This is a genomic window from Pseudomonas sp. SJZ103 (assembly GCF_007828335.1).
GTDB lineage: Bacteria > Pseudomonadota > Gammaproteobacteria > Pseudomonadales > Pseudomonadaceae > Aquipseudomonas.
The window spans coordinates 753,168-775,826 of the sequence record NZ_VIUN01000001.1; the positions used below are offsets into that span (position 1 = coordinate 753,168).

Below are 22,659 nucleotides of genomic sequence, written 5' to 3' on the forward strand. Positions count from 1 at the left end.
GATGAATGCGACCAACCAACAGGCCTTTGTCGAGATCGCCCAGCGCCTGGCCTCACTGCCGGCGGACAAGAAGCAGCTGTTCCGCCAGCGCCTGGCCGAGAAGGGCATCGATAGCTGGCGCCTGCCCATCGTCCCGGCCGCTGGCAGGGAGGGTGCAGCGGTGCCGCTGGCCCATGCGCAACTGCGTTTTCTCTCGGCCGAGGCCCTGAGCAGCCGTGCGCTGTACAACCTCTGCTCGGTGCTGCGCTTCGACGGCCGTCTGGACCTGGCGTGCCTGCAGCAGGCCATGCAGCAACTGGTGGAGCGGCACACGATCCTGCGCACTCGCTACATGGCCGATGCCCGAGGCCGCTTGCAGGCGCACTGCGAGCCCTGGACGGCGGGCCTGCCGGCGGTCGAGCCGCTACCCCGCGAGGCGCTTGCCGACCCGCAGCAATGGTGCGCCGACGAGTACGCCCGGCAACTGGCCGAGCCCTTCGACCTGAGCCGCGAGGTGCCCTGGCGCTGGCGCGCGTTCAGCGATGCCGAGCAGGGCAGCACCTGGCTGTTCTTCACCATCCACCACGTCGCCTACGACGCCTGGTCGGCCCAGCAACTGACCCGCGAGTTGGCCGAGGGCTACCGTGCCCTGAGCCTGGGCGCGCCAGTCCAGTTGCCGCCGCTCGACATCCAGTACGCCGACTATGCCGCCTGGGAGCACGAGTGGCTGACCAGCGACGCCTGCGGCCAGCAGCTCGATTACTGGCGCAGCCAGTTGGCTGATGCGCCCGGGCCGCTGGCCTTGCCCTGCGATCATCCGCGTCCGCCCGCCAACCAGCGCCGCCATAGCGGCGCGGTACGGGTGCGCGAATTGCCGGCTGACTTGTCGGCGCAGGTGGATGGGGCCATCCGCGAGCAGGGCGTGACCCTGTACATCTTTGGCCTGACCGCCTTTGCCTGCCTGCTGGCGCGTTACAGCGGCGAGCGTGACCTGTGCCTGGGTACTTCGGTGGCGCAACGCGATCGCCCCGAACTGGCGCCGCTGATCGGGCCGCTGCTCAACACCCTGGTGATTCGCCAGCGCCTGGAGGACGACCCGGACTTTCGCAGCGCCCTGCTGCGCACCCGCGACAGCGTGGCGGCGGCGTTCGACCAGCAGACCCTGCCGTATGAAAAGATCCTCGAAGCCCTCGATCGGCCGCGTTCCAGCCCGTTGTTCCAGGCCATGTTCGTGCAGGTCGAATTACCGGAAAGCCGCACCCTGAGCCTGCCGGGGGTAAGCGTCGAGGTGCTCGACCCGCCGCAGCGTCATGCCCGTTTCGATCTCACTCTGCGTCTGCTGCGTTGCGCCGACCAGCGCCTGCGCTGCGAGCTGGAATACAGCGACGAGCTGTTCGAGGCGGCCACCATCGAGCAACTGCTCGACGATCTGCAGGCCATCCTGCAGGAGGCATCAGTCAATCCCGGGCAGCGGTTGTCGGCACTGCGCCTGGCCTCGCCGGGCAGCGAACTGCATGGCCCCGCGCTGGGCGCCAGCCCTGAGCCGCTGGATCGACAGGTGCAGCAGTGGGCCGCGCGCACGCCGCAAGCGCCCGCCCTGTGCGATACGCGGCAGTCGCTGGCCTATGGCGATCTGGCCAATGCCGTGCAGGCACTAGCGCTGCGCCTGGCCGAGCAGAGCGTCGGCCCCGGTCAGGTAGTCGCCCTGTGCATGCCGCGCAGCGCCGAGCAGGTGCTGGCGATGTTGGCCTGCTGGCAACGTGGTGCGACCTGCCTGTTCCTCGACCCGGCGCAGCCCGTGCAGCGCTTGCAGCAACTGCTTGAAAGCAGCGCGGCGAGCCTGCTGCTGACCCTGGCCGAGGCGCCAGCGCTGAACGGCGCGGTCGCGCGTCTGCAACTGAGCGCCGCTGATCTCGCCGCACCCGCACCGTGCCAGCCTGTGCCCAGCCTTAGCCAGCCCGAGCAGGCCGCGTACCTGATCTACACCTCGGGCTCCACCGGCCAGCCCAAGGGCGTGCTGGTCAGCCATGCCAACCTGGCGCATTACGCCGCCGCCGTCAGTCAGCGCCTGCAGGCCAGCGCCAGCAGCCGTTGGGCGACCCTGGCCACGGTCGCCGCCGACCTCGGCCTGACCTGCGTCTTCGCCGCCTTGCACTCAGGTGATTCGCTGATCCTGCCGGAGGCCGCCCTGGCCTTCGATCCACCAGGCTGGGCCGATTTCCTGGCCCAACATCCCGTGGACTGCCTGAAGATCGCCCCCTCGCATTTGCGTGGCCTGCTGGCGCTGGACGATGCCCGGCGGGTACTGCCGCGGCAGTTGCTGATCCTGGGCGGTGAGGGCTTCGATGCGGCGCTGTTTGCCCGCATCCGCGAACTGGCGCCGGAGCTGCGCGTGTTCAACCACTACGGCCCGTCGGAAACCACCGTCGGTGTGGTCTGTGGCGAGGTGACGGAGGCCGGGCAGGGCGCTTACCTGCCGCTGGGCCAGCCATTGGCCGGTGCCGAGCTGCGTATCGTCGATGCGGCGGGCCAGCCCGTGCCGCGCGGCGTGGCGGGCGAGTTGCTGATCGGCGGCCCCCAGGTCGCGCTGGGCTACCTTGGCCAGCCGCAAGTCACTGCCGTCGCCTTCATCGATGACGCAGGGCGACGTTTCTACCGCAGCGGTGATCGGGTACGCCTGGATCACCATGGGCGTCTGGCGTTCCTCGGGCGCCAGGACGATCAGGTGAAGATTCGCGGTTTCCGCGTCGAGCCCGGTGAGGTCAGTACCTGGCTGAGCGGGCAATCGCTGGTACGCGAAGCCGCTGTGCTGGCACGCGAGATTCAGGGGCGCATGCAACTGGTGGCCTATCTCGCGCCGCGCCTGACCCCGGACGAACTGAGCGCCATTCAGGCGCAGGCCCGGGCGCAACTGCCCGAACCGCTGCAGCCGGCGTACTGGTCGAGCCTGGACGCCTTGCCGCTGACCGCCAATGGCAAGCTCGATCGCCGCGCCTTGCCTGAGCCTGAAACTAACGTGGCGGTGGACGAGGGCGGACAGGCGCCCCAGAGCGTCAGCGAGCAATTGCTGGCCCGGCTGTGGTGCCAGGTGCTCGGCTGCGCCGCGGTCACTCGCCAGGACGATTTCTTCGCCCTCGGCGGCGATTCGATTCTCAGCTTGCAACTGATCGGCCTGGCCGCGCGCGAAGGGCTCCGGCTGCAGCCGCGCGACGTGCTGGAACAGCCGACCCTGGCGGCCATGGCAGCAAGTGCCGACTGCCGCGCGCAGCCGCGTCTGGCCAGTATTCTGGCGGCCTTCCGAGAACTGCTGGGCCAGCCGCAACTGGGGCTGGACGATGACTTCTTCGCCGCTGGTGGCGATTCGATTCTCAGCCTGCAACTGATCGCCCGGCTGCGCCAGGCCGACCTGCGCCTGATGCCGCGCCAGTTGCTGGAAAACCCCACGCCGCGGCAACTGGCGGCCGCGCTGGAGCCGGCGCCTGCCACCCGCAGCGAGCGGGCAGAGGCGTCGCCAGCGTTGGCCAGCGCGGTGGCGCGGCTGTCCCATGCCCAGGAGCGGCTGTGGTTCATGCAGCAGCTCGAACCCGACACCACCGCCTACAACGTCACGCAACTGCTGGTCTTGCAGGGTGAACTGCACGTGCCACGCCTGCGCAGCGCCTGCCTGAGCCTGATCGAACGTCACGAAGCCCTGCGTTGCCGTTTCTTCGAGGACAACGGGCAGGTGCGTCAGCGCCTGGTGGAGGCACCCGAGGCCAGCTTCGCCCTGCACGATCTGCGCGCATCGCCGGCAGATGCGCGGGAGACAGCGATTGCCCTGGCCGCGCAGCGGGTTTTCGACCTGGCCCATGGGCCGCTGGTGGCCATCGACCTGTTCCAGTTCGCTGAAGACGACTATCGCCTGCTGTTCAACGCCCACCATATCGCCGTGGACGGCTGGTCCATGGGGCTGCTGGTGCAGGATCTGGCCGCTCTCTACGAGGGCCGTCAGCCCGCGCCCAGAACGGGCCTTTTGCAAGTGATCGAAGCGCAGCGCAAGGCGCTGGAAGGGGATGTCGGCCAGGTACTGCTCGATTACTGGCAGCAGCGCCTGCAGGGCTTGAGTGACGAGCCGCTGGCCCTCAGCGAAAGCCCGCGCCCGGCACTGCAGGCGTATGCCGGCGCGCGAGAGCAGTTCCCGTTACCAGGCGAGCTGACCTCGGCAATCGCGGCCCGTGCCAAGCAGCTTGGGGTCACCCCCTTCGTGCTGTATTTCGCCGCGCAGCAACTGCTGCTCTGGAAACACGCCGGGCGCCGCGATTTCGCCATCGGCCTGCCGGTGTCCGGGCGTGAGGCTGCGGAAAGCCAGGCGCTGGTCGGTCTGTTCGTCAACACCCTGGCCTACCGCGTGCAGCTTGATGAGCTGGAAAGCCTGGAGCATTTTCTGCAGCGCCTTGGCCAGCGCCTGGCGGATGACCGGGCCCATGAGCAATTGCCGTTCGAGCGCCTGCTCGACGTGCTCGAGGTCGAGCGCAGCCTCGACCGCACGCCATTGTTCCAGGCCATGTTCAACTACCAGGTCGATCACCTCGGCGAGCGCAATCTGCAACTGCCGGGCGTCACGGTAGCGCCCCTGGCATTGCCGCAGGGGGCGATCAGCGCCAAGTTCGACCTGACCTTCAACCTGTTCAGCCAGGGCCGCGGCGATGAGGCCAGCAGCCAACTGATAGTCGAGTACGCCACCGCGCTGTTCGACCCGGCCCGCATCCAGTGCCTGGTGGACGACTACCTGGGCGTGCTGGCCAGCTTGGCGCATCTCGATCTGCACCAGCCGCTGCTGGCGCTGCCACTGCCCTCGGTACAACGCCTGCACAGCGCGGGCGAAGCTGCCGAGCTGGACATCGAGGCGGATTTCGTGACCCGCTTCGAGGTTCAGGCCGCCTTGCATCCCGAGCGCACCGCGGTGTTCTGCCGCGATCGACAACTGAGCTACGGGCAGTTGCAGGCACAGGCCAACCAGCTTGCGCACTGGTTGTTGGCGCAAGGTGTGACGGCGGAGTCCACGATCGCCTTCTGCCTGCCGCGCGACGAGCGCCTGCTGGTCTGCCTGCTGGGCATCCAGAAGGCCGGGGCGCAGTACCTGCCGCTCGATCCGAGCCATCCGCCTGCGCGGCAGGCGGCCATCGTGCAGCGGGCACGGCCGCATCTGCTGCTGTGCGACCTTCAGGATGAGCGTTTCCCGGCCACGGTGCGCTGTCAGCTCTGGCAGGACCTGGCGTTACAGGCGCAGCCGACCGATGCACCGGCGCTGCCGAGGCACCTGCAGCAGCTGGCCTACACGCTCTACACCTCCGGCTCCACCGGGCAGCCCAAGGGCGTGCAAATCAGCCGGGGCAACTTTGCCAACTTCCTGCTGGCGATGGAGCGCGCCTTACCGCTGGACGGCGTGCAGCGCTACCTGGCGCTGACCACCGTGACCTTCGATATCAGCGGCCTGGAACTGTGCCTGCCGTTGGTGCGCGGTGGTAGCGTGGTGCTCGCCGATGACGAGCAACGCCAGGACCCGCTGCTGCTGGCGCAGTTGATCCGTGAGCGGGCGGTGGAGCTGATCCAGGCCACCCCGGCGACCTGGGCCATGCTGTTGCAGGGCGATCGCCAGGTACTGGCCGGGCGGGTCACCCTGGCCGGCGGCGAGGCCCTGGCGGCGGAAATGGCCAGCGAGCTGAAGCAGCTCGTCGGCTGCCTGATCAACGTCTACGGGCCGACCGAAACCAGCGTCTGGTCGACCCAGACGTCGGTGGAGGAGCTGCATCAGCCGGTGGTGCCGATTGGCCGGCCGCTGCTCAACACGCGCTGCCATGTGCTCGACGAGTTTCTCTGTGAGGTTCCGCCAGGCCGTGCCGGCGAGTTGTATATCGCAGGCCTTGGGCTGGCCCGTGGTTATGCCGGGCAGCCGGCGCTGAGCGCCGAGCGTTTCATCGCCGACCCTTTCGGCGGCGCTGGCGGGCGCCTGTACCGCACCGGCGATGTGGCCCGCTGGCAGGCCGATGGGCAGTTGTATTACCTGGGCCGCAGCGACGATCAGATCAAGCTGCGCGGCTTCCGTATCGAGCTGGGCGAGATCGAGGCGGCGCTGCTCGGTCACCCGGGGGTCGCCCAGGCGGTGTTGGCGGTGCAGGGTGAGCACCTGGCCGCGTTCTGGGTTGCCAGTCTGGCTGGCGAGCCGAGCGCAGACGAGCTGCGTGAACATCTGCAGGCACGTCTGCCGGTGTATATGCTGCCAACTCACCTGCAAGCGCTGCCGGCATTGCCGCTCAACAGCAACGGCAAGGTGGATCGTCAGCAATTGCCGCAGTTGCGCAACCAGCAGCAGGCGGCAGCAGGCAGCGCGCAGCGGCCAATGAGCGCCAGCGAGGCCCTGCTGAGCGAGATCTGGGGCCAGGTGCTGCAACTTGAGCAGGTGCCGCTCGATGGGCATTTCTTCCAGCTCGGCGGGCACTCGCTGATGGCCGCGCAGGTGCGTTCGCGGCTGCGCGAGCAGGGCTTCGAGGTGCCGCTGCGCTGGCTGTTCGAGACGCCTTCGCTGACGGAGCTGGCGGCGCGCCTGGACACCCAGGCCACCGCCATCGACCCGGCTGGATTGAGCATCGCGCGGGTCGATCAGCACATCGACCAGCCGCTGTCGCCTGCGCAGCAACGGGTCTGGCTGATGCAGCAACTGCAGCCGAGCGACAGCAGCTTCAACATGAGCAGCAACGTGCGCCTGCGTGGCGCCCTTGATACCCAGGCGTTGCAGCGGGCCTTGCAGCGTGTGATACGGCGCCATGCGATCCTGCGCACCACCTACCATCAGCAGCAGGGCGAGGCGCGCCAGCGCATCCAGGCGGATTCTGCGTTGACGCTGCAACTGGCGACCCTGAGCCAGGCGCAGTGGGCGCAGGCTGAACATGAAATGGCCGCGCGCCCGTTCGACCTGAGCGTTGAGGCGCCGCTGCGCGCGGTGCTGTATCGCCTGGGCGAGCAGGAGCATGTGCTGCAACTGGTGCTGCACCATATCGCCTCCGACGGCTGGTCCGGCTCGGTGCTGATCGGTGAGCTGGTCGAAGGCTACGAGGCCTACAGCCAGGGCCGGCTGCCCGTGGAGCGCGAACTGGCGATCCAGTACGTCGACTATGCCGCCTGGCAGGTTTCAGCGGCGCTGCGCGCCCGTCAGCGCCAGGGCCAGCAGTTCTGGCAACGTACCCTGGCCGGCGTACCGAGCCAGGTGCCGTTGCCGTTCGACTTCCCACGCGGCGAGCGCGATAGCGGTGGTGGTGCGGCCTTGGACTTCCAGTTGCCAGCGGCGACGCTGGCACGCCTGGAGGCCTTGCAGCGTGACAGCGGCTTGTCGCTGTTCATGTTGCTGCTGACCGTCTATGCCGCCGTGCTGCAGCGCGAAACCCAGGGCCGCGACCTGGTCATCGGCACCGACGTGGCCAACCGCGAACACCCGGCTACCGAGGCACTGATCGGCTTCTTCGTCAACCTGCTGGCGTTGCGCATTCGCCTGCAACCGGAGCTGAGCTTCCGTGAGCAGGCGGCATTGGTGCGCGATGTCTGCCTGGATGCCTTCGCCTGGCAGGACACCCCGTTCGAGCAGGTGGTGGAATGTCTCGACCTGCCGCGTGGGGCCAATCAGCATCCGCTGCTGCAGACCCTTTTCGTACTGGACAACACGCCGCGTCAGCCGCGCCGCCTCGGCAACCTCGAGGTCACGCCGGTGAGCCGTGAACAACAACACTCCAAGTTCGACATGGCGCTGTTCGCCACCCCCGACGGCGATGCCCTCAGCCTGCGCTGGGTGTACCGCACCAGCCTGTTCCGCCCAGCCACCATCGAGCGTTTGCGCGACAGCTTCCTGGCGCTGCTCGATGCTGCGCTGGGTGCGCCGGACAGCCCCATCGATGCCTTACCTCTGCCTTCCAAGGGAGCCGCTGCCATGTCCACCACCACGGACAACCCGCTGCAACGCAAGATGAGCAAGCTCGGCAAGCTGCGCCAGAATGGCCCGGCTGCCGCGGCCACACCGATCGAAACCCGGCCGCTGCGTGCCAGCTCCAGCTTCCCCCTGCTGGTGCAATTGCGCGAGCGCGAGCTGGCCCCCGCCGTGTGGGCCGAGAGCAATCGCGAGCAGGTGGAAGGCTGGCTGCGCGAGCACGGCGGGATTATCTTCCGTGGTTTCGATCTGCCGACCCCGGCGGACTTCGAGCAGTTCTGCCAGGCGCTGTGCCCGGAGCTGTACGGCCAGTACGGCGATCTGCCGAAGATGGAGGGCGGCAACAAGATCTACAAGTCCACGCCCTATCCGAAGGACCGCATGATCATGTTCCACAACGAGAGCGCTCACCAGCATCGCTGGCCGCGCCGGCAGTGGTTCTATTGCGAGACGCCGGCCACCAGCGGCGGGGCCACGCCCATCGTCGACAGCCGTGAGGTGTACCGCGAGCTGCCGGCCTGGCTGCAGGTCAAGCTGCGTCGCAAGCAACTGATGTACGTGCGCAATTTCAGCGCCAGCCTGGATGTCAGCTGGCAGCACTTCTTCCAGACTGAGGAGCGTGCCGAGGCCGAGCGCATCTGCCATGAGGGCGGGATCGAGTTCGAGTGGCGCGGCGCCAACGAATTGCATACGCGCCAGGTGTGCCCGGCGGTGATCCTCCACCCGCTGACCGGCGATGCCAGCTTCTTCAACCAGATCCAGCTCTACCATCCGGCGTTTCTCGATGCCGATATCCGTGAGCAGTTCCTCAAGGGGCGCGATAGCGTCATGCCCCGGCAGGTGTTCTACGGTGATGGCAGCGAACTGGAAGAGGCCGCCATCGAGGCGATCAGTGCCGCTTACGAGCGTTGTGCGGTGCGCTTCGACTGGCAGCGCGGCGATGTGGTGATGCTCGACAACATGCTCGCCGCCCATGCCCGCGACCCCTTCGAGGGCGAGCGGCGCATCGTCGTCGCCATGGGCGACATCTATCGCCGCGATCAGGTCGCGGCCGCACCGGCTACGGCTGAGGAAAACGCTCTGGAGATGACCCCATGATGGATCTTGGCCTGCCTCTTTCCCCGGCCCAGAAGCAATTGGCCGAGGCCAACCCGCAGGCGTACCGCTGGGTGCGCATGACGCTCGCCGGCGTTGCTCCAGAGCGGGTCGAACAGCGCCTGCGTGACGCCTTGGGCCAACACGATGCGCTGCGCCTGCGCTATCAGCGCCCGCTCGGCGCCACTGGCCTGCGCCAGCGCGTGGCCGAGCCGGGCGAGTTGCGCCTGGACTGGCACCAGGCGGGTGCCGGCACCGATGCGGCGGCCTGGCAGCGCGACGCCCAGGCCCAGTGCCAGGCGCAGCAGCCCGACCTGCTGGCCTGGTGGCGCGACGAGCAGCTATGGCTGGCGCTGCCGGCCTGCTCGCTGGATCTGCACAGCCTCGAGCAACTGCGCCGTGAGCTGCTGGGGCAGGGCGCGGCACTGGAGGCCGAGCCGATGCAGTACAGCGACTACGCCGAGTGGATCGCCGGCCTGCAACTGGACGAGGACGCCGAGCAGGGCGCGCAGTTCTGGCGCAACCTGGCCCTGCAGGAGGTGCCGGGGCTGCGCCTGATCGAACGCTATGGAATGGCCAGCGGTGCCCGTGGCTGCGTGCAGCAGGCGCTCGAACCTGCACTGTGCAGTGCCGTGCAGGCACTGGCCGGGAGCGAGGCTTTGGCCATCGAACCACTCGCCCTGGCAGCCTGGGGCGCCTTGCTCGGCCGCCTGAACGGTCAGCGCCATGCGCAGTTGGGCCTGCAGCACGACCCGCGTGACGACTATGAGGAGCTGCAGGGCGCCTACGGGCTGTTCGAGCAAACGCTGCCCATGCAGGTGCATTTGTCCGAGCACGCCAGTTGGGTCAGCCTGGCCCGGCAACTGGCCCGGCAACTGGAAAGCGCCGTGCTCTGGCAGGAGTACCTCGGTCAGGCCGAGTTGCTGCCGGAGTGGCGCGCCAGCTATCAGGCCGGGCTGCGCGTGCAGCATCTGGCCGAGGTACAGGCGCTGCTGGCCTTGTCCTTCGACACACCGGTGGAACTGCAACTGCACTGGCTGCTGGATGAGTCCGGCCAGGGCCAGTTGGCGCTGGTGTACGACACCGGGTTATATCGCCGTGAGCAGATGCAGCTCTTGCTGCGCCGTTACGTGCACTGGATCGGCCAACTGCTGCAGGCGCCGCAAGCGCCGCTGGACGGCCTGGATACCGTGCTGACGGAGGAGGCGCAGCCCACAGCGACTGGCGGGGAACTGCCAGCGGACGTCGATATCGTCGAGCGATTCCGTGCCCATGCGCGCCACCAGCCGGCCAGCCCGGCGCTGCGCGATGGCCGGCAGCTGTTGTCCTATGCCGAGGTGGATGAGCTGAGCGAACGGGTGGCCGGCAGTTTGCAGCAGGCCGGCGTTGGCCCTGACCAAGTGGTGGCGCTGCTGCTGCCGCGTGGCGCGCAGATGCTGGTCGCCATGCTGGCCTGCTTCAAGGCAGGCGCGGCCTATCTGCCGCTGGACCCGGCGCTGCCACCGCTGCGTCTGGCCAGCATTCTCGAGGATTCCAAACCTGCTGTTCTGCTGCATCTGGATGAGTCGAACCTGGTCTGCGAGGTGCCCAGCCTGGCCTGGTCGAAGGCCAGCAGCGCTGCACCACTCGCTGCGCCTGTGGCCAGCGCGCCGCAGCACCTGGCCTATGTGCTTTACACCTCGGGCACCAGCGGCAAGCCCAAGGGCGTGCAGATCGAGCAGGGGCAGCTACGCCACTACGCGAGCCAGATCACTCACGCGCTGGATCTGCCGGCAGGTGCTCACTACGGGCTGGTGTCGTCGCTGCTCGCCGACCTGGGCAATACCGTGTTGTACCCGGCCTGGCTGCAGGGGGGCTGCGTGCACCTGCTGAGCCAGGCCAGCGTCACCGATGCGCAAGCCTTCGCCGAGGAGCTGCGCGATCATCCGCTGGATGTGCTGAAGATCGTTCCATCGCACCTCGAGGCATTGATCGGCGAGCATCCGCTGGAGGGTGTGCTGCCGCGTCAGGTGCTGGTGCTTGGCGGCGAAGCGGTGGGCGAGAGCCTGCTGGCGCGGCTGGCACAGGCAGGGTCTGGTTGCCGCCTGTACAACCACTACGGGCCGAGCGAAACCACGGTCGGCGTGCTCTGGCGGGCCATCGACAGCGAGCAGGGGGCGAGCGGCACGGCCTTGAACCGGGTGCTCGGCAACAACTGCATCTATCTGCTCGACGAACAACAGCGCCCCGTGCCCTGCGGGCAGGCGGGCGAGTTGTGCGTGGCCGGGGCCAGTGTCGGCCGTGGCTATCTGGGGGATGTCGGCAGTTCGGCATTCGGCCAAGACCTGCGGTCCGGCGCGCGCCTGTATCGCACTGGTGATCTGGCGTTGCGCCAGGCCGATGGTGCCTTGCGCATTCTCGGGCGCAATGATCAGCAGGTGAAGATTCGCGGTTTTCGTCTGGAACTGGCGGAGGTCGAACAGGCGTTGCGCGGCCTGCCGGGTGTGCAGCAGGCGGCGGTGTTGCTTGATGGTGAGCGCCTGTTGGCCTTCGTCGTGGAGGAGCAAGGGCAGAGCCGGGCCGCGAACCTGCTGCGCGACGATCTGGCCCAACAACTGCCGGACTACATGCTGCCCGCCGGCATCTTCGCCGTGAAAGCCCTGCCGCTGAACAGCAATGGCAAACTCGATCGGCAGGCGCTGCTGGAGCGTGCCCGACAGCGCCTGCAAGGTGCGCGGGTGGCCCCGGTCGGCGAACTGGAAAGCGCCGTGCTGGAAATCTGGTGCCGTGTGCTGGGTGTCGAGGATCTCGGCGTGACCGACAACTTTTTCGCCACGGGCGGGCATTCCCTGGCGGCGATCAAGGTGGTGGCGCTGATTCGCGAGCAACTGGGGCTCAACCCGCCAACTAATCTGCTGTTCGAGCGGCAGACCGTGCGCGAACTGGTGCAGAGCCTCGATCAGGGCGCGAGTAGCGAGGGCTGGCAGGTGCTGAACGATGTGGCCGGTGAGGCGCCTGCCTTGCTCCTGGTACATGGCGCGGAGGGCCACCTGAAAGACTATCGACCGTTGGTGGAGCAACTTGGCGAAAACCAGGCCGTTTATGGCCTGGCGGCATTTGGCGAGGGTTGGGAAAGCAAGGATCTGGGCAGGCTGCTGCAGCGCTATGTGCAGAGCATTCCTGAGTCGCTCAAGCAGCGGCCGCTGGTGGTGCTGGGCTGGTGCCTGGCTTCTCGCCTGGCGCTGCTGTTGGTTGCGCACCTACAGTCAGCCGGTTTCACCATCAAGGCCTTGGCGACGGTGGATCATGATCCGCAGCGCAGCCTTGCTGGCGACGGCGACGAGGGTGGCCAGTTGCTCGCCGACCTGGTGTTCCTGTGTCGCAGCCGTTCGCGGCCGCTTGGCGATACGTTGCGTGAGCGTCTGGCCCGGCAACTGGTCGATTGCGATTATGCTGAGGGAGTGACCCGCATGCTGGCCGACGCCGAGGTGCGTGAGCATCTGCAATCGCACGGCGCTGATGCCGAGTTGCAGGCCGTGATGGTGCGCTACCGGGCGATCAAGACGCGCCTGTACGAACAGGCCTTACCGGTGGTCGACGTGCCCATCTGGTTGTGGCGCAGCAATGCCCACGGTGATCTGCGTACACCCTGGCAGGCGCACACGCGCAAGGCGCTGCATGATCGGAGCCTGGATGTCGGCCATCATGCGATCCTTGCCGAGCCGCGCTTGAGTGAGGATCTGTTGTCTTTGCTGGCGCCAAGCATTGCGCCGCAACACCAAGCCGAGAAGGTGTCGAACTGATGATGTTATTGAAGGAACTGCTGCATGATGCGCGCTGGCGCATTTTCCTGGCGGTGCTGTGCAGTGCCTTGAGTGCGATCAGCAGCATCGGCCTGATCGGCTATATCAACCGCAGCCTGGAGCAGGGGCTGGATGACCTGAGCCAGGCGCTGGCGCTGTTCGCCGGCCTGCTGTTGCTGCTGTTCGTCAGCGGCACCCTGGCCCAGTGGCTGCTGGTGCAGATTGGCCATCGCCTGGTCTATCAGTTGCGCCTGCGCCTGGTGGGCAAGGTGCTGGGCACCGCCCTGGAGCGCATCGAGCGACTGGGCAGCCCGCGCATCTACAACGCGCTGACCAAGGACGTGACCACCGTGGCCACGGCCTTCAAGCAATTGCCGATCTCGCTGTACAACGGCTTGCTGCTGCTGGCTGGCCTGGCTTACATGGCCTGGCTGAGCCTGCCCTTCTTCGCCCTGACCCTGGCGGTGATCGCCTTCGGCGTGCTGCTCGATGTGCTGCTCGGGCGCAAGGTCAAGCGCCTGATGCAGCAGGTGCGGCAGCAGGACGACCGGTTGACCGAGCAGTTCGAGGCGACCATTAACGGCCGCTGCGAACTGGCCTTGAGCCGGGAGCGTCGGCAGATGCTGTACAACCAGCGCCTGGAGCCGATCGCGCAGGCCTCGCTGCAGGCCTCGGTACGCGCCGATACCCTGTGGGCGATCAACCTGAACTGGACGTCGCTGCTGGTGTTCTTGCTGATCGGTACGCTGTTCTTCCTCGGTCAGGGCCTCGGGCTGCTGAGCCAGCAGGTGGTGGTGGGCTACGTGTTGGCGATCATGTTCCTGCGTACGCCGATCTCGATGATCCTCGATGCCGTCCCGACGGTGATCCGCGGCCATGTGGCCTTGCAGGCCATCGATGACCTGGCCCTGGGCGAGACGGTGCACTTCACCTTGCCGCCGAAGGCCGCCGAGCCTTTCCGTGAGTTGCGCCTGAGCAACGTGCAATACCGCTACCCCGGGCAGAGCGACGAATTCGCCTTCCAGCTGGGCCCCATCGATCTGCACGTTCGCCGTGGCGAACTGATCTTTATCGTCGGCGGCAATGGCAGCGGCAAGTCGACCCTGGCCAAATTGCTGACCGGGCTCTACCAGCCTAGCGAGGGGACGGTCGCGCTCAATGGCGTGACGCTGGATGTCTCGAACAGCGAGTGGCACCGCGAACATTTCGCGGCGATCTTCGCCGACTTCTATCTGTTCGCCGATGTGCTCGGTGAGAACGGCCAGCTCGATGGGCTGGAGGAGCGGGTCGATCACTATCTGCAACGCCTGGGGCTGGCGCACAAGGTGCAGTTTGTCGATGGACGCCTGTCCACCACGGCCCTTTCACAGGGGCAGCGCAAGCGCCTGGCCCTGCTGTTGCTGATGATGGAGGGTCGCGAGGTGCTGCTGCTCGACGAATGGGCGGCGGACCAGGACCCGGTGTTCCGCCACGTGTTCTACCACGAGCTGCTGCCCGAGTTGCAGGCGGCCGGAAAAACGGTCATCGCCATCACTCACGATGACCGCTACTTCGACGTGGCCGATCGCATCTACCGGCTTGATTACGGCCAGTTGGTGGACTATGACCACACCAGCGAGAACCCTTTCCAGTTGGTCAGGTAGCCGCTTGGAGCGGCTTATTCGGGTGTTTTGTCGCGGTCGAGTGGGCAACTGCTGCAATAGCCTATGCCGGGCAGGCGGTAGCGAATGCAGCAGATACGGCGTAACCGCTGCGGTTCGTTAGCGCCGACGTCCTTGTAGTACACCGGGGCGAACAGCGGGTTGCGCCGGCCATCGGGGCGCAGGCGGCTTTCCAGCACGGTTCTGGCCGGGGCTGCGCAATCGAACGTTGCCAATCGATGCAGTTCGATTTGGGTAGTGGCGAATTCGAAGAGGTTGCCGGCGTTGCTCCAGAACAGTCGTGGCGAGGCTTTCGAGACGCTGGCCATTACCTCGATCACCGGTTTCAGATGCCGCTCGATCAAGGCGTCGAAGCGCGCGAAGGGCGCGCAGGGTGGCAGAACGCTGCCTTCATGGGGCAGGTGCAGGGCAAGCGGCTTTCCCGCGGCCGAGAGGATGACGCCGACATCGCTCAGGGCGATAGGCAACTCGCGCTGCAAGAGCAAGCTGGCCGCCACGGCGGGTGCTATGAAGCAGAAATACCATTTCGACCAGATAGAGGTCAGCGCCATGAAATCGTCGCTGCCATGGCGGGCTGCCAGTTCCCGAATGAACTCGGCGAAATAGTCCGGCTGAAACAATTGCGAGCCGGCAATTGCCTGCTGTTGATCACTGGCCAGTTGCAGGTTTTCCCCATAGTCCGCCAGCGGGCCGCTGAACAGCGGGGCGAGGCTGGCGATCATCCTCGCGGCCCAGTGTCACCGTCAGGCGGCATTGCGCAATGCTTGGTCAGGGAGGCTGCGGGTCGAGGCATAGTCAGGCGCTTGCTGTTGAGACTCGTTATCAACGGTGGCGATCAGTATAAACAAACCGGGGGCGTGCAGGCTAACCCTGTCTGTGACACCAGGGTGTGTAAGCGCATCACGCTAACGTCTAATGATAATTATTATTAACTGTATTATCCTACGGCCGCTCGCATGCAAAGCTCAAACTACCCTGCGAGCGCTCGCATCTTCAGTGGAAACGGAGTGGAACATGAGTCTGGACAGTCCTGAAACGCGATTTCTGGTTGTAGTCAACGATGAGGAGCAGTATTCGATCTGGCCGGATTACAAGGAGATACCGCAAGGCTGGCGCGCGGCCGGCAAGCAGGGCAGCAAGGAGGAGTGCCTGGCTTTTATCGAGTCGTTCTGGACTGACATGCGGCCTTTGAGCTTGCGTCAAGCCATGCAGCCCCAGGATCGCGGCTGAGGCCTTGTGCATCCAGCCCCTGGTTTTCCGTATTGCCGGGCGACAGCCCCCTGCTGCGTTGTCCGGTAGCCGATAGCAGCAACTAGGAATCGCCTGAGTTGGCTGGTCGTTCACTGCATGACGCACGTTCCGGCAGCGTCATCAGATAACGCGCTATCCGCGCAACACGAGGATGCACTCATGAATGCAATCCCCCCGATCACCAACACCACGCTCGAACTCCAGTACCGGCACAGCGGGCTAAGCCAGCGCTATTGCCTGGACAGCACGCCGGCATTGCAGCGGCAAATGCAGCGCGAGTCGAATGCGCGCAGCTACCCACGGCGCATACCGCTGGAGCTCAAGCGGGCGCAGGGGGTGTATGTCGAGGACTCGCGGGGGCAGGTGTACATCGATTGCCTGGCCGGTGCCGGTACCCTGGCGCTGGGGCACAATCACCCGGTGACCGTGGAGGCGATCCAGAAGACCCTGGCCTCGGGCATACCGCTGCATGCCCTCGATCTGAGTACGCCGATCAAGGATGCCTTCGTAGAGACGGTCTTCGATCTGCTGCCTGGTGACTTCGCCAGGGACGCGCGCATCCAGTTCTGTGGCCCCACGGGGGCGGACGCAGTGGAGGCGGCGCTCAAGCTGTCGCGCACGGCAACCGGGCGGCAGAGCATCCTGGCGTTCCATGGCGCCTATCACGGTATGACCCTCGGCACGCTGTCTGTGAGCGGCAACCTGGGGCCGAAGAATGCCTTGGGTGGCCTGCTGGCGGGGGTGCAATTCTTGCCGTATCCACATGACTACCGTTGCCCGTTCGGCCTGCGCGGCGAGCAGGCGATCGACGCCAGTCTGCATTACATCCGCCACCTGCTCGCCGACCCGGAAAGCGGCGTGACCCAGCCGGCGGCCATGATCCTGGAAACGGTGCAGGGCGAGGGCGGGGTGATTTGCGCCCCTGATCGCTGGCTGCAGGGGCTGCGGGCGATCACGCGTGAGCACGGTGTTCCCCTGATCCTCGACGAGATCCAATGCGGTATCGGGCGCACCGGCGATCTGTTTGCCTTTGAGCGCAGCGCCATCACCCCTGATGTGGTGACGCTGTCGAAGGCCATCGGCGGTGGTCTGCCGCTGTCGGTGGTGGTCTATCGGGGCGAGCTGGATCAATGGCAGCCCGGGGCCCATGCCGGCACTTTCCGAGGTAATCAACTGGCCATGGCCGCAGGCGATGCCACCTTGCGCTTCATTCAGCGCGAAGGCATCTGCAGCCATGTGCGCAACGTCGGAGCACGCTTGCAGACGCTGCTGCACGGGCTGCAGGCCGAGTTCGACTGGATCGGCGACGTGCGCGGCCGTGGTCTGATGCTGGGCATGGAGATCATCGATCCTGCCAGCCAGGATGCCCTTGGCCAGCCCGCTACCGATGGCGAGCGGGCGCGCAAGCTACAACGTGCTTGTCTGGAGCGTGGCCTGATCGTCGAGCTGGGCGGCCGGCACGGCGCAACCGTTCGCTTCCTGCCGCCGCTGATCATCAGCGAAGCGGAGGTCGATCTGGTTGGGCAGATTCTCTACCAGGCGGCGCAGAACGTGGAGGTCGCCGCCGCGAGCTGATGCAGGTATGCCACAGGTTCCTGGCAGGGTGGTGGCCGCACCGGTATGGCAGGCTGGGCGGCAGTGAATCGGTAGCGAGCTGCGCCGCGGGCCAGTCACCCTTAGCAAGCCGTTGAAAAACGTAGGCGAGGCAGGCAAGCCAATACCGATGGCAGCCCCGCAAAAAACGGCCGAAAAAAGGCTGCTTTAACAGATTCAGGGTCATTAGATCGCCCCGTAATCACCAGCTAAGACTGGGAATATGTAGGGCTATCATCTAATACGATGAGGATCTAACGCTTGCAAGGTGTCAGATCATCGGGTTACCACCAATACTTTCCAAAGTTTTCCGGGTTGGCCCAGAAACGGGCGTTGAGCCAGTCCGGCACCTGTTTATAGTCAAGCAGATCGTAGGTAAACAGCGTCAGCACCTGCTCATCGCGCTGGAAACGCTCACCGGCCTGCAGGGCCAGGGAGAAGAAGTCGGTTTCCTTCCATCCGCAGGCGCCCAGGTCCACCAGCACCGCAATGCGGCTGGCGTTGAGGTTGCGGATGCCGCCGAGCAAGGTCAGGCCCTGGGGTTTTGACAGGTGCTCCAGGCAATCGACCACCAGCGCCAGGTCAAAACGCAGTGCCGCCAATGCTTGCGGCAATGGCCCTGGATCGGCGCAAAACACCTGGGTATCCGGGTGTGCGTCTTTAAATGCATCCAGCGCCGGGAACTGGCTGGCGCCCAACAGCAACAGGCGTTTTGGCTGGTGCAGATCCAGCAGTGCAGCCAAGGCTTGCTGGGGCGTACGGGAAGAAATACCAGCGGTCATCAGAAATCCTCACATCAGGACCGTAGAGACTAGCGCGGCTGAGCGTGCGGGCCTAGAGCGGGCGGTTGCGAAAAGTCCTACGTGGGCTGCCATCCTCAATGAATACGGGGGCGTGGCGTAGTGGCGCAGTTGAAAAGAGCGGTCTTTACTCCACTCATCGGCCCCCGCCGATCCCCTCAGGAGAAAGTCAGATGAGCATCATGCGGACAGCTCTACCTTTGGTTCTGCTAACCGGAGTATTGACAGGTTGCGCAGGCTTGCAAAAAACCGATTGGCCTACCTGCGCCGCTGTCGGCGGTGTGACCGGTGCGGCGATCGGTGCGACTGAAAGCTCAGCCTACGCAGGCTATGGTGCCTTGCTGGTCGGCGGCATGGCCGGCGCCTATTGCTGGGTGCACGGCGATGGCGACGAAGATGGCGATGGCGTGCCGGACAGCCGCGACAAGTGCCCGGGCACGCCGAAAGGCGTGCAGGTCGACGCCAATGGTTGCCCACCGGCGCCGCCAGCGGCGGTGGTTGAGGAGGTTGTCGTGGTCAAGGAAGAAACCATTGTGATCCGCGATGTGCACTTCCAGTTCGACTCCGCCAAGTTGACGGCAGCGGATAAAACCAAACTCGACACCATTGCCACGCGCCTGAAACAGGAAGCTCCGAGCGCCCAACTGCGGGTCAGTGGTCACACCGACAGCGTCGGTAAAGACGCCTACAACCAGAAACTCTCGGAAAAACGTGCGCATTCGGTCACCGATTACCTGGTCGGCGCCGGTGTGCCCCGCAGTGCCTTTGTGTCTGTAACCGGCGCGGGCGAAAGCCATCCGGTCGCCGACAACAAGACCGCTGAAGGCCGCGCCTTGAACCGCCGTACGGAAATCCAGATCAACCGCTGACAGCCCTTGCCCCTGTGGTATCCACAGGGGCATTGCCGGCGATCCTCGCTTAAATCGCAGCCCTCTCAAGTTTTTTGAACCTTCACTGGCAAATCGCCTGTAGAAGTCGTTACTGTGCATCCAAAGAAAAATTCGAAAACACTCAGGAGCCCCATGATGCGTAAGGTTTTTCTGTTGGCCCTGTTGGTCAGCCCCGTTGCCCTGGCCCAGAGCGTCAGTGTTGAAACCAACTCATTGATGCGCCTTCCCTCCAGCACCAGCGTGTTGCAACTGGAGCGCCTGGACGTGGCGGACTACGGAACTTTGCTGATTCCGGCCACCATCAGCCAGGTCACGGTGGATGAACTGCACCTGGGCCGCGATGCACGCATCGCAATGGTTCCTGGCAATACCGCGCTGCAACTGCAGGTGCGGCATGCGCAACTTGAGCATGGCAGCCAGATCACTTCGCGCGGTGCCCCCGGTACCCATGAAAAACCAGCCAAGGCCGGGCGTGACCTGACCTTGCGCATCAACTCGCTGACGGCTGAAGAACTGTCGGTGGATGCCCGTGGCGGCGCCGGTGCCCAAGGATATGCCGGGCTGGATGGCGCCAATGGCGTGGATCCTGGGTGCACCTGGGGTTCGGCTGGGCGTGGTGCCAATGGCGACAATGGCGGCGATGGCTTGCCGGGTGGGGCGGGTGCACAGGTCCGCGTGGAGTTACCGAAGGACTTCCCGGCTGAACACATCAAGGTCTGGGTGGATGGCGGTGCTGGCGGTTTGGCCGGTACGGCCGGCAAGCCGGGCAAAGGTGGGGAGTCCAAAGGCTGCCTGGTGTACCGCACCGAGGGAGGCGAGAAGGGCCGCCCAGGGTTGGAAGGGCAGCCGGGACCGGTGGGGCCTGCGGGTACAGTGACTATTCAGCGGCTCTAAAGAGCCGCAGCTGCAAGCTTCAGGCTTGCAGCTGTACTCAGAACATCGGCCGAGCCGAAGCAATCGCCACCACCACCAACCCCACGATCAAATTAATTCCCACCAGCTTGCGAATCTGCCCCAGTGCAGCCGCACCCGCCGGCCAATCTTCGGCTGCCACCGCCGCGCGCAGCTGCGGGAACTTCAGCGCCTGGATGCGGATAAACAGCGCCGTCATTACCAGGTACAACCCCATCATCATCTGCACATAACGCGGTGCGGTTTCAAATCCGCTGAAGCGCAGTTGCAACAAGCCGACGCCGCTGATCGGCAAAACCAGCACCGCCACCCACACCCACACGAAAAAACGTTGAAACACATTTGCCCACAGCTTGAGCCGGGCAGGGCCTTCAAGTGCCGCCACGGCGGCGGGGCGCAGGATCATCCAGGCGAAAAACATACCGCCGACCCATATCAGGGCGGCCAATACATGCAGGGTGTAAGCGAGGCTAAACGCGGTCATTGTGGTACTCCGTTCTGCGCGGGATTAATTAGCGGGGTATGATAGCGGCCGATCCGAACCACTGAAAATTTATCCAGCGTTTTTTGCGCCCGACTATCCATGATCAGCACTGAACTCAAAACCACGATCCAGGGCGCCTATACGCGTTTTCTCGAAGCCAAGAGCTTGAAACCGCGCTACGGCCAACGCCTGATGATCGCCGAAGTGGCCAAGGTCCTCGGGGATATCGACACCGATGACGAAGGCCGCCGCGAAGGTGAGCCCGCCGTCGTCGCCGTCGAAGCCGGCACCGGTACCGGCAAGACCGTGGCCTACAGCCTGGCTGCGATCCCTACTGCCAAGGCCGCCGGCAAGCGCCTGGTGATCGCCACCGCCACCGTCGCCCTGCAAGAGCAAATCGTCTACAAAGACCTGCCCGACCTGATGCGCAACAGCGGCCTGAACTTTACCTTCGCCCTGGCCAAGGGCCGTGGCCGCTACATGTGCCTGTCCAAGCTCGACGTGCTGCTGCAGGAAGGCCATGCACAAACTGCCACGGCCTCGCTGTTCGAGGAAGAAGGCTTCAAGATCGAGGTGGATGAGGTCAGCCAGAAGCTGTTTACCAGCATGATCGAAAAGCTGGCGGGCAATAAATGGGACGGCGATCGCGACAGTTGGCCCACGGCCCTCGAAGATGCCGACTGGGCGCGCCTGACCACCGACCACAGCCAGTGCACCAACCGTCATTGCCCCAACTTCGGCCAGTGCGCCTTCTACAAGGCCCGCGAAGGCATGGGCAAGGTTGACGTGATCGTTACCAACCATGACATGGTGCTGGCAGACCTGGCCCTGGGCGGCGGTGCCGTGCTGCCGGACCCGCGTGACACCCTTTACGTGTTCGACGAAGGCCATCACCTGCCCGACAAGGCCATCGGCCACTTCGCCCACTACACGCGCCTGCGCTCCACCGCCGACTGGCTGGAAACCACCGCGAAGAATTTGACTAAATTGCTCGCCCAGCACCCACTGCCCGGCGATTTGGGCAAGCTGATCGAACAGGTGCCGGAGCTGGCGCGGGAGATCAAGACCCAGCAACAGTTCATGTTCAGCGCCTGCGAACAGGTGGCCGACTTCAAGCCCGGTGAAGATGTGGAAGGCCGTGAGCGCCCGCGCCACCGCTTCGTCGGCGGGATGATTCCCGAGCATATGCGCGAAATGGGCATCGAGCTGAAGAAAGGCTTTTCCCGTCTGACCGACCTGTTCACCCGCCTGACCGACCTGCTCAAGGAAGGCATGGACGGCGAGGTCAACATCGGCATCGCCAGCAACCAGGCCGAGGAGTGGTACCCGCTGTTCGGCAGCCTGTTGTCCCGTTCCCAGGGCAACTGGGAGTTGTGGACGGCCTTTACCGTCGAAGACCCGGAAGACAACCCGCCCATGGCCCGCTGGCTGACCCTGTCGGAAAGCGGTGCGTTGTTTGATATCGAGGTCAACGCCAGCCCGATCCTCGCCGCCGAAATGCTGCGCCGCAACCTGTGGAACGTGGCATACGGCTGCCTGGTGACCTCCGCCACGCTGACCGCCCTGGGCACCTTCGACCGCTTCCGCATGCGCGCGGGCTTGCCGAAAAAGGCCGTCACGGCGGTAGTGCCAAGCCCGTTCCATCATGCCGACGCCGGTGTGCTACGGGTGCCCGATCTCAAGGCCGACCCACGGGATGCACCGGCGCACACCGCGGCGATCATCCGCGACCTGCCCTCTTTGGTGGAAGGTTCGCGCGGCACCCTGGTGTTGTTCTCGTCGCGCAAACAGATGCAGGACGTGTTCGACGGCCTCGACCGCGACTGGCGCAAGCAGGTGTTTATCCAGGGCAACCTGTCCAAGCAGGAAACCCTGAACAAGCACAAGGCGCGGGTCGATGGCGGGGATTCCAGCGTGCTGTTCGGCCTGGCGAGTTTCGCCGAAGGCGTGGACTTGCCCGGTGCCTACTGCGAACACGTGGTGATCGCCAAGATCCCGTTCTCGGTGCCGGATGATCCGGTCGAGGCCGCATTGGCCGAATGGATCGAAGCGCGGGGCGGTAACCCGTTCATGGAGATCTCGGTGCCGGATGCTTCCTTGAAGCTGGTGCAGGCCTGCGGTCGCTTGCTGCGTACCGAGGAAGACCGGGGCACCATCACCTTGCTCGACCGCCGCCTGGTTACCCAGCGCTACGGCAAGGCGATCCTGAATGCATTGCCGCCGTTCCGGCGCGAAATTTCTTAAGCCATCGTGGGCGA

11 protein-coding genes are annotated in these 22,659 nt (G+C 65.3%); 8 read left to right on the top strand and 3 right to left on the bottom strand.

Annotated elements, in window-relative coordinates:
* Window position 1: 1 nt before the first annotated feature.
* The 3 genes from FBY10_RS03640 to FBY10_RS03650 are packed head-to-tail and all read left to right on the top strand — an operon-like array spanning window position 2 to window position 14,453.
* Window positions 2-9,031 carry a non-ribosomal peptide synthetase gene (locus FBY10_RS03640; RefSeq protein ID WP_145335002.1) on the top strand — a complete coding sequence of 3,010 codons (9,030 nt, stop codon included), beginning with the start codon at window positions 2-4 and terminating at the stop codon, window positions 9,029-9,031.
* Entirely contained in the window at window positions 9,028-12,810 is a 3,783-nt protein-coding gene (locus FBY10_RS03645; protein ID WP_145335000.1) for a non-ribosomal peptide synthetase, read from the top strand. Before FBY10_RS03640 ends, FBY10_RS03645 begins: the two co-directional genes overlap by 4 nt.
* Window positions 12,810-14,453, top strand: coding sequence for a cyclic peptide export ABC transporter (locus FBY10_RS03650; protein ID WP_131697221.1), 1,644 nt, complete (start codon window positions 12,810-12,812; stop codon window positions 14,451-14,453). The genes FBY10_RS03645 and FBY10_RS03650 overlap by 1 nt, the downstream gene beginning before the upstream one ends.
* 14 nt (window positions 14,454-14,467) lie before the next feature.
* On the opposite strand, the gene fhuF is transcribed toward FBY10_RS03650, so the two are convergent.
* A complete protein-coding gene (gene fhuF / locus FBY10_RS03655) occupies window positions 14,468-15,193 on the bottom strand; it encodes a siderophore-iron reductase FhuF (protein WP_145334998.1) in 726 nt (241 codons plus the stop codon).
* Window positions 15,194-15,485: 292 nt separating this feature from the next.
* Here fhuF and FBY10_RS03660 point away from each other — a divergent pair, with 292 nt between their 5' ends.
* Both FBY10_RS03660 and FBY10_RS03665 read left to right on the top strand, forming a co-directional pair.
* Window positions 15,486-15,701 (top strand): MbtH family NRPS accessory protein, encoded by a 216-nt coding sequence (locus FBY10_RS03660; protein WP_131697219.1) that lies wholly within the window; start codon window positions 15,486-15,488, stop codon window positions 15,699-15,701.
* A gap of 180 nt (window positions 15,702-15,881) precedes the next feature.
* On the top strand, window positions 15,882-17,297 hold the full coding sequence (locus tag FBY10_RS03665) for a diaminobutyrate--2-oxoglutarate transaminase (protein ID WP_145334996.1): 1,416 nt from the start codon (window positions 15,882-15,884) through the stop codon (window positions 17,295-17,297).
* Window positions 17,298-17,599: 302 nt separating this feature from the next.
* Here FBY10_RS03665 and FBY10_RS03670 read toward each other — a convergent pair whose 3' ends face one another.
* Window positions 17,600-18,097: a DUF6231 family protein gene (locus FBY10_RS03670; protein ID WP_131697217.1), complete on the bottom strand. Its 498-nt coding sequence runs from the start codon at window positions 18,095-18,097 to the stop codon at window positions 17,600-17,602.
* Window positions 18,098-18,288: 191 nt separating this feature from the next.
* Between FBY10_RS03670 and FBY10_RS03675 the strand changes: the two genes are divergently transcribed.
* Window positions 18,289-18,984, top strand: coding sequence for an OmpA family protein (locus FBY10_RS03675; RefSeq protein WP_131697216.1), 696 nt, complete (start codon window positions 18,289-18,291; stop codon window positions 18,982-18,984).
* Window positions 18,985-19,140: 156 nt separating this feature from the next.
* The gene (locus FBY10_RS03680; protein ID WP_131697215.1) at window positions 19,141-19,899 is read left to right on the top strand and encodes a collagen-like protein; all 759 of its coding nucleotides are present in this window, start codon (window positions 19,141-19,143) and stop codon (window positions 19,897-19,899) included.
* A 37-nt stretch (window positions 19,900-19,936) separates the two neighbouring features.
* On the opposite strand, the gene FBY10_RS03685 is transcribed toward FBY10_RS03680, so the two are convergent.
* Window positions 19,937-20,401: a CopD family protein gene (locus tag FBY10_RS03685; protein ID WP_145334994.1), complete on the bottom strand. Its 465-nt coding sequence runs from the start codon at window positions 20,399-20,401 to the stop codon at window positions 19,937-19,939.
* A gap of 99 nt (window positions 20,402-20,500) precedes the next feature.
* Between FBY10_RS03685 and dinG the strand changes: the two genes are divergently transcribed.
* Window positions 20,501-22,645 (top strand): ATP-dependent DNA helicase DinG, encoded by a 2,145-nt coding sequence (gene dinG / locus FBY10_RS03690; RefSeq protein WP_027604440.1) that lies wholly within the window; start codon window positions 20,501-20,503, stop codon window positions 22,643-22,645.
* Window positions 22,646-22,659 lie beyond the last annotated feature (14 nt).

Excerpts from the sequence above, each read along its gene's own strand:
- fhuF (WP_145334998.1), bottom strand. The coding sequence starts at position 15,193 with ATGATCGCCAGCCTCGCCCCGCTGTTCAGCGGCCCGCTGGCGGACTAT.
- FBY10_RS03670 (WP_131697217.1), bottom strand. The coding sequence starts at position 18,097 with ATGACCGCTGGTATTTCTTCCCGTACGCCCCAGCAAGCCTTGGCTGCA.
- FBY10_RS03660 (WP_131697219.1), top strand. The coding sequence starts at position 15,486 with ATGAGTCTGGACAGTCCTGAAACGCGATTTCTGGTTGTAGTCAACGAT.
- FBY10_RS03685 (WP_145334994.1), bottom strand. The coding sequence starts at position 20,401 with ATGACCGCGTTTAGCCTCGCTTACACCCTGCATGTATTGGCCGCCCTG.
- FBY10_RS03640 (WP_145335002.1), top strand. The coding sequence starts at position 2 with ATGAATGCGACCAACCAACAGGCCTTTGTCGAGATCGCCCAGCGCCTG.
- FBY10_RS03645 (WP_145335000.1), top strand. The coding sequence starts at position 9,028 with ATGATGGATCTTGGCCTGCCTCTTTCCCCGGCCCAGAAGCAATTGGCC.
- FBY10_RS03675 (WP_131697216.1), top strand. The coding sequence starts at position 18,289 with ATGAGCATCATGCGGACAGCTCTACCTTTGGTTCTGCTAACCGGAGTA.
- FBY10_RS03665 (WP_145334996.1), top strand. The coding sequence starts at position 15,882 with ATGAATGCAATCCCCCCGATCACCAACACCACGCTCGAACTCCAGTAC.
- dinG (WP_027604440.1), top strand. The coding sequence starts at position 20,501 with ATGATCAGCACTGAACTCAAAACCACGATCCAGGGCGCCTATACGCGT.
- FBY10_RS03650 (WP_131697221.1), top strand. The coding sequence starts at position 12,810 with ATGATGTTATTGAAGGAACTGCTGCATGATGCGCGCTGGCGCATTTTC.
- FBY10_RS03680 (WP_131697215.1), top strand. The coding sequence starts at position 19,141 with ATGCGTAAGGTTTTTCTGTTGGCCCTGTTGGTCAGCCCCGTTGCCCTG.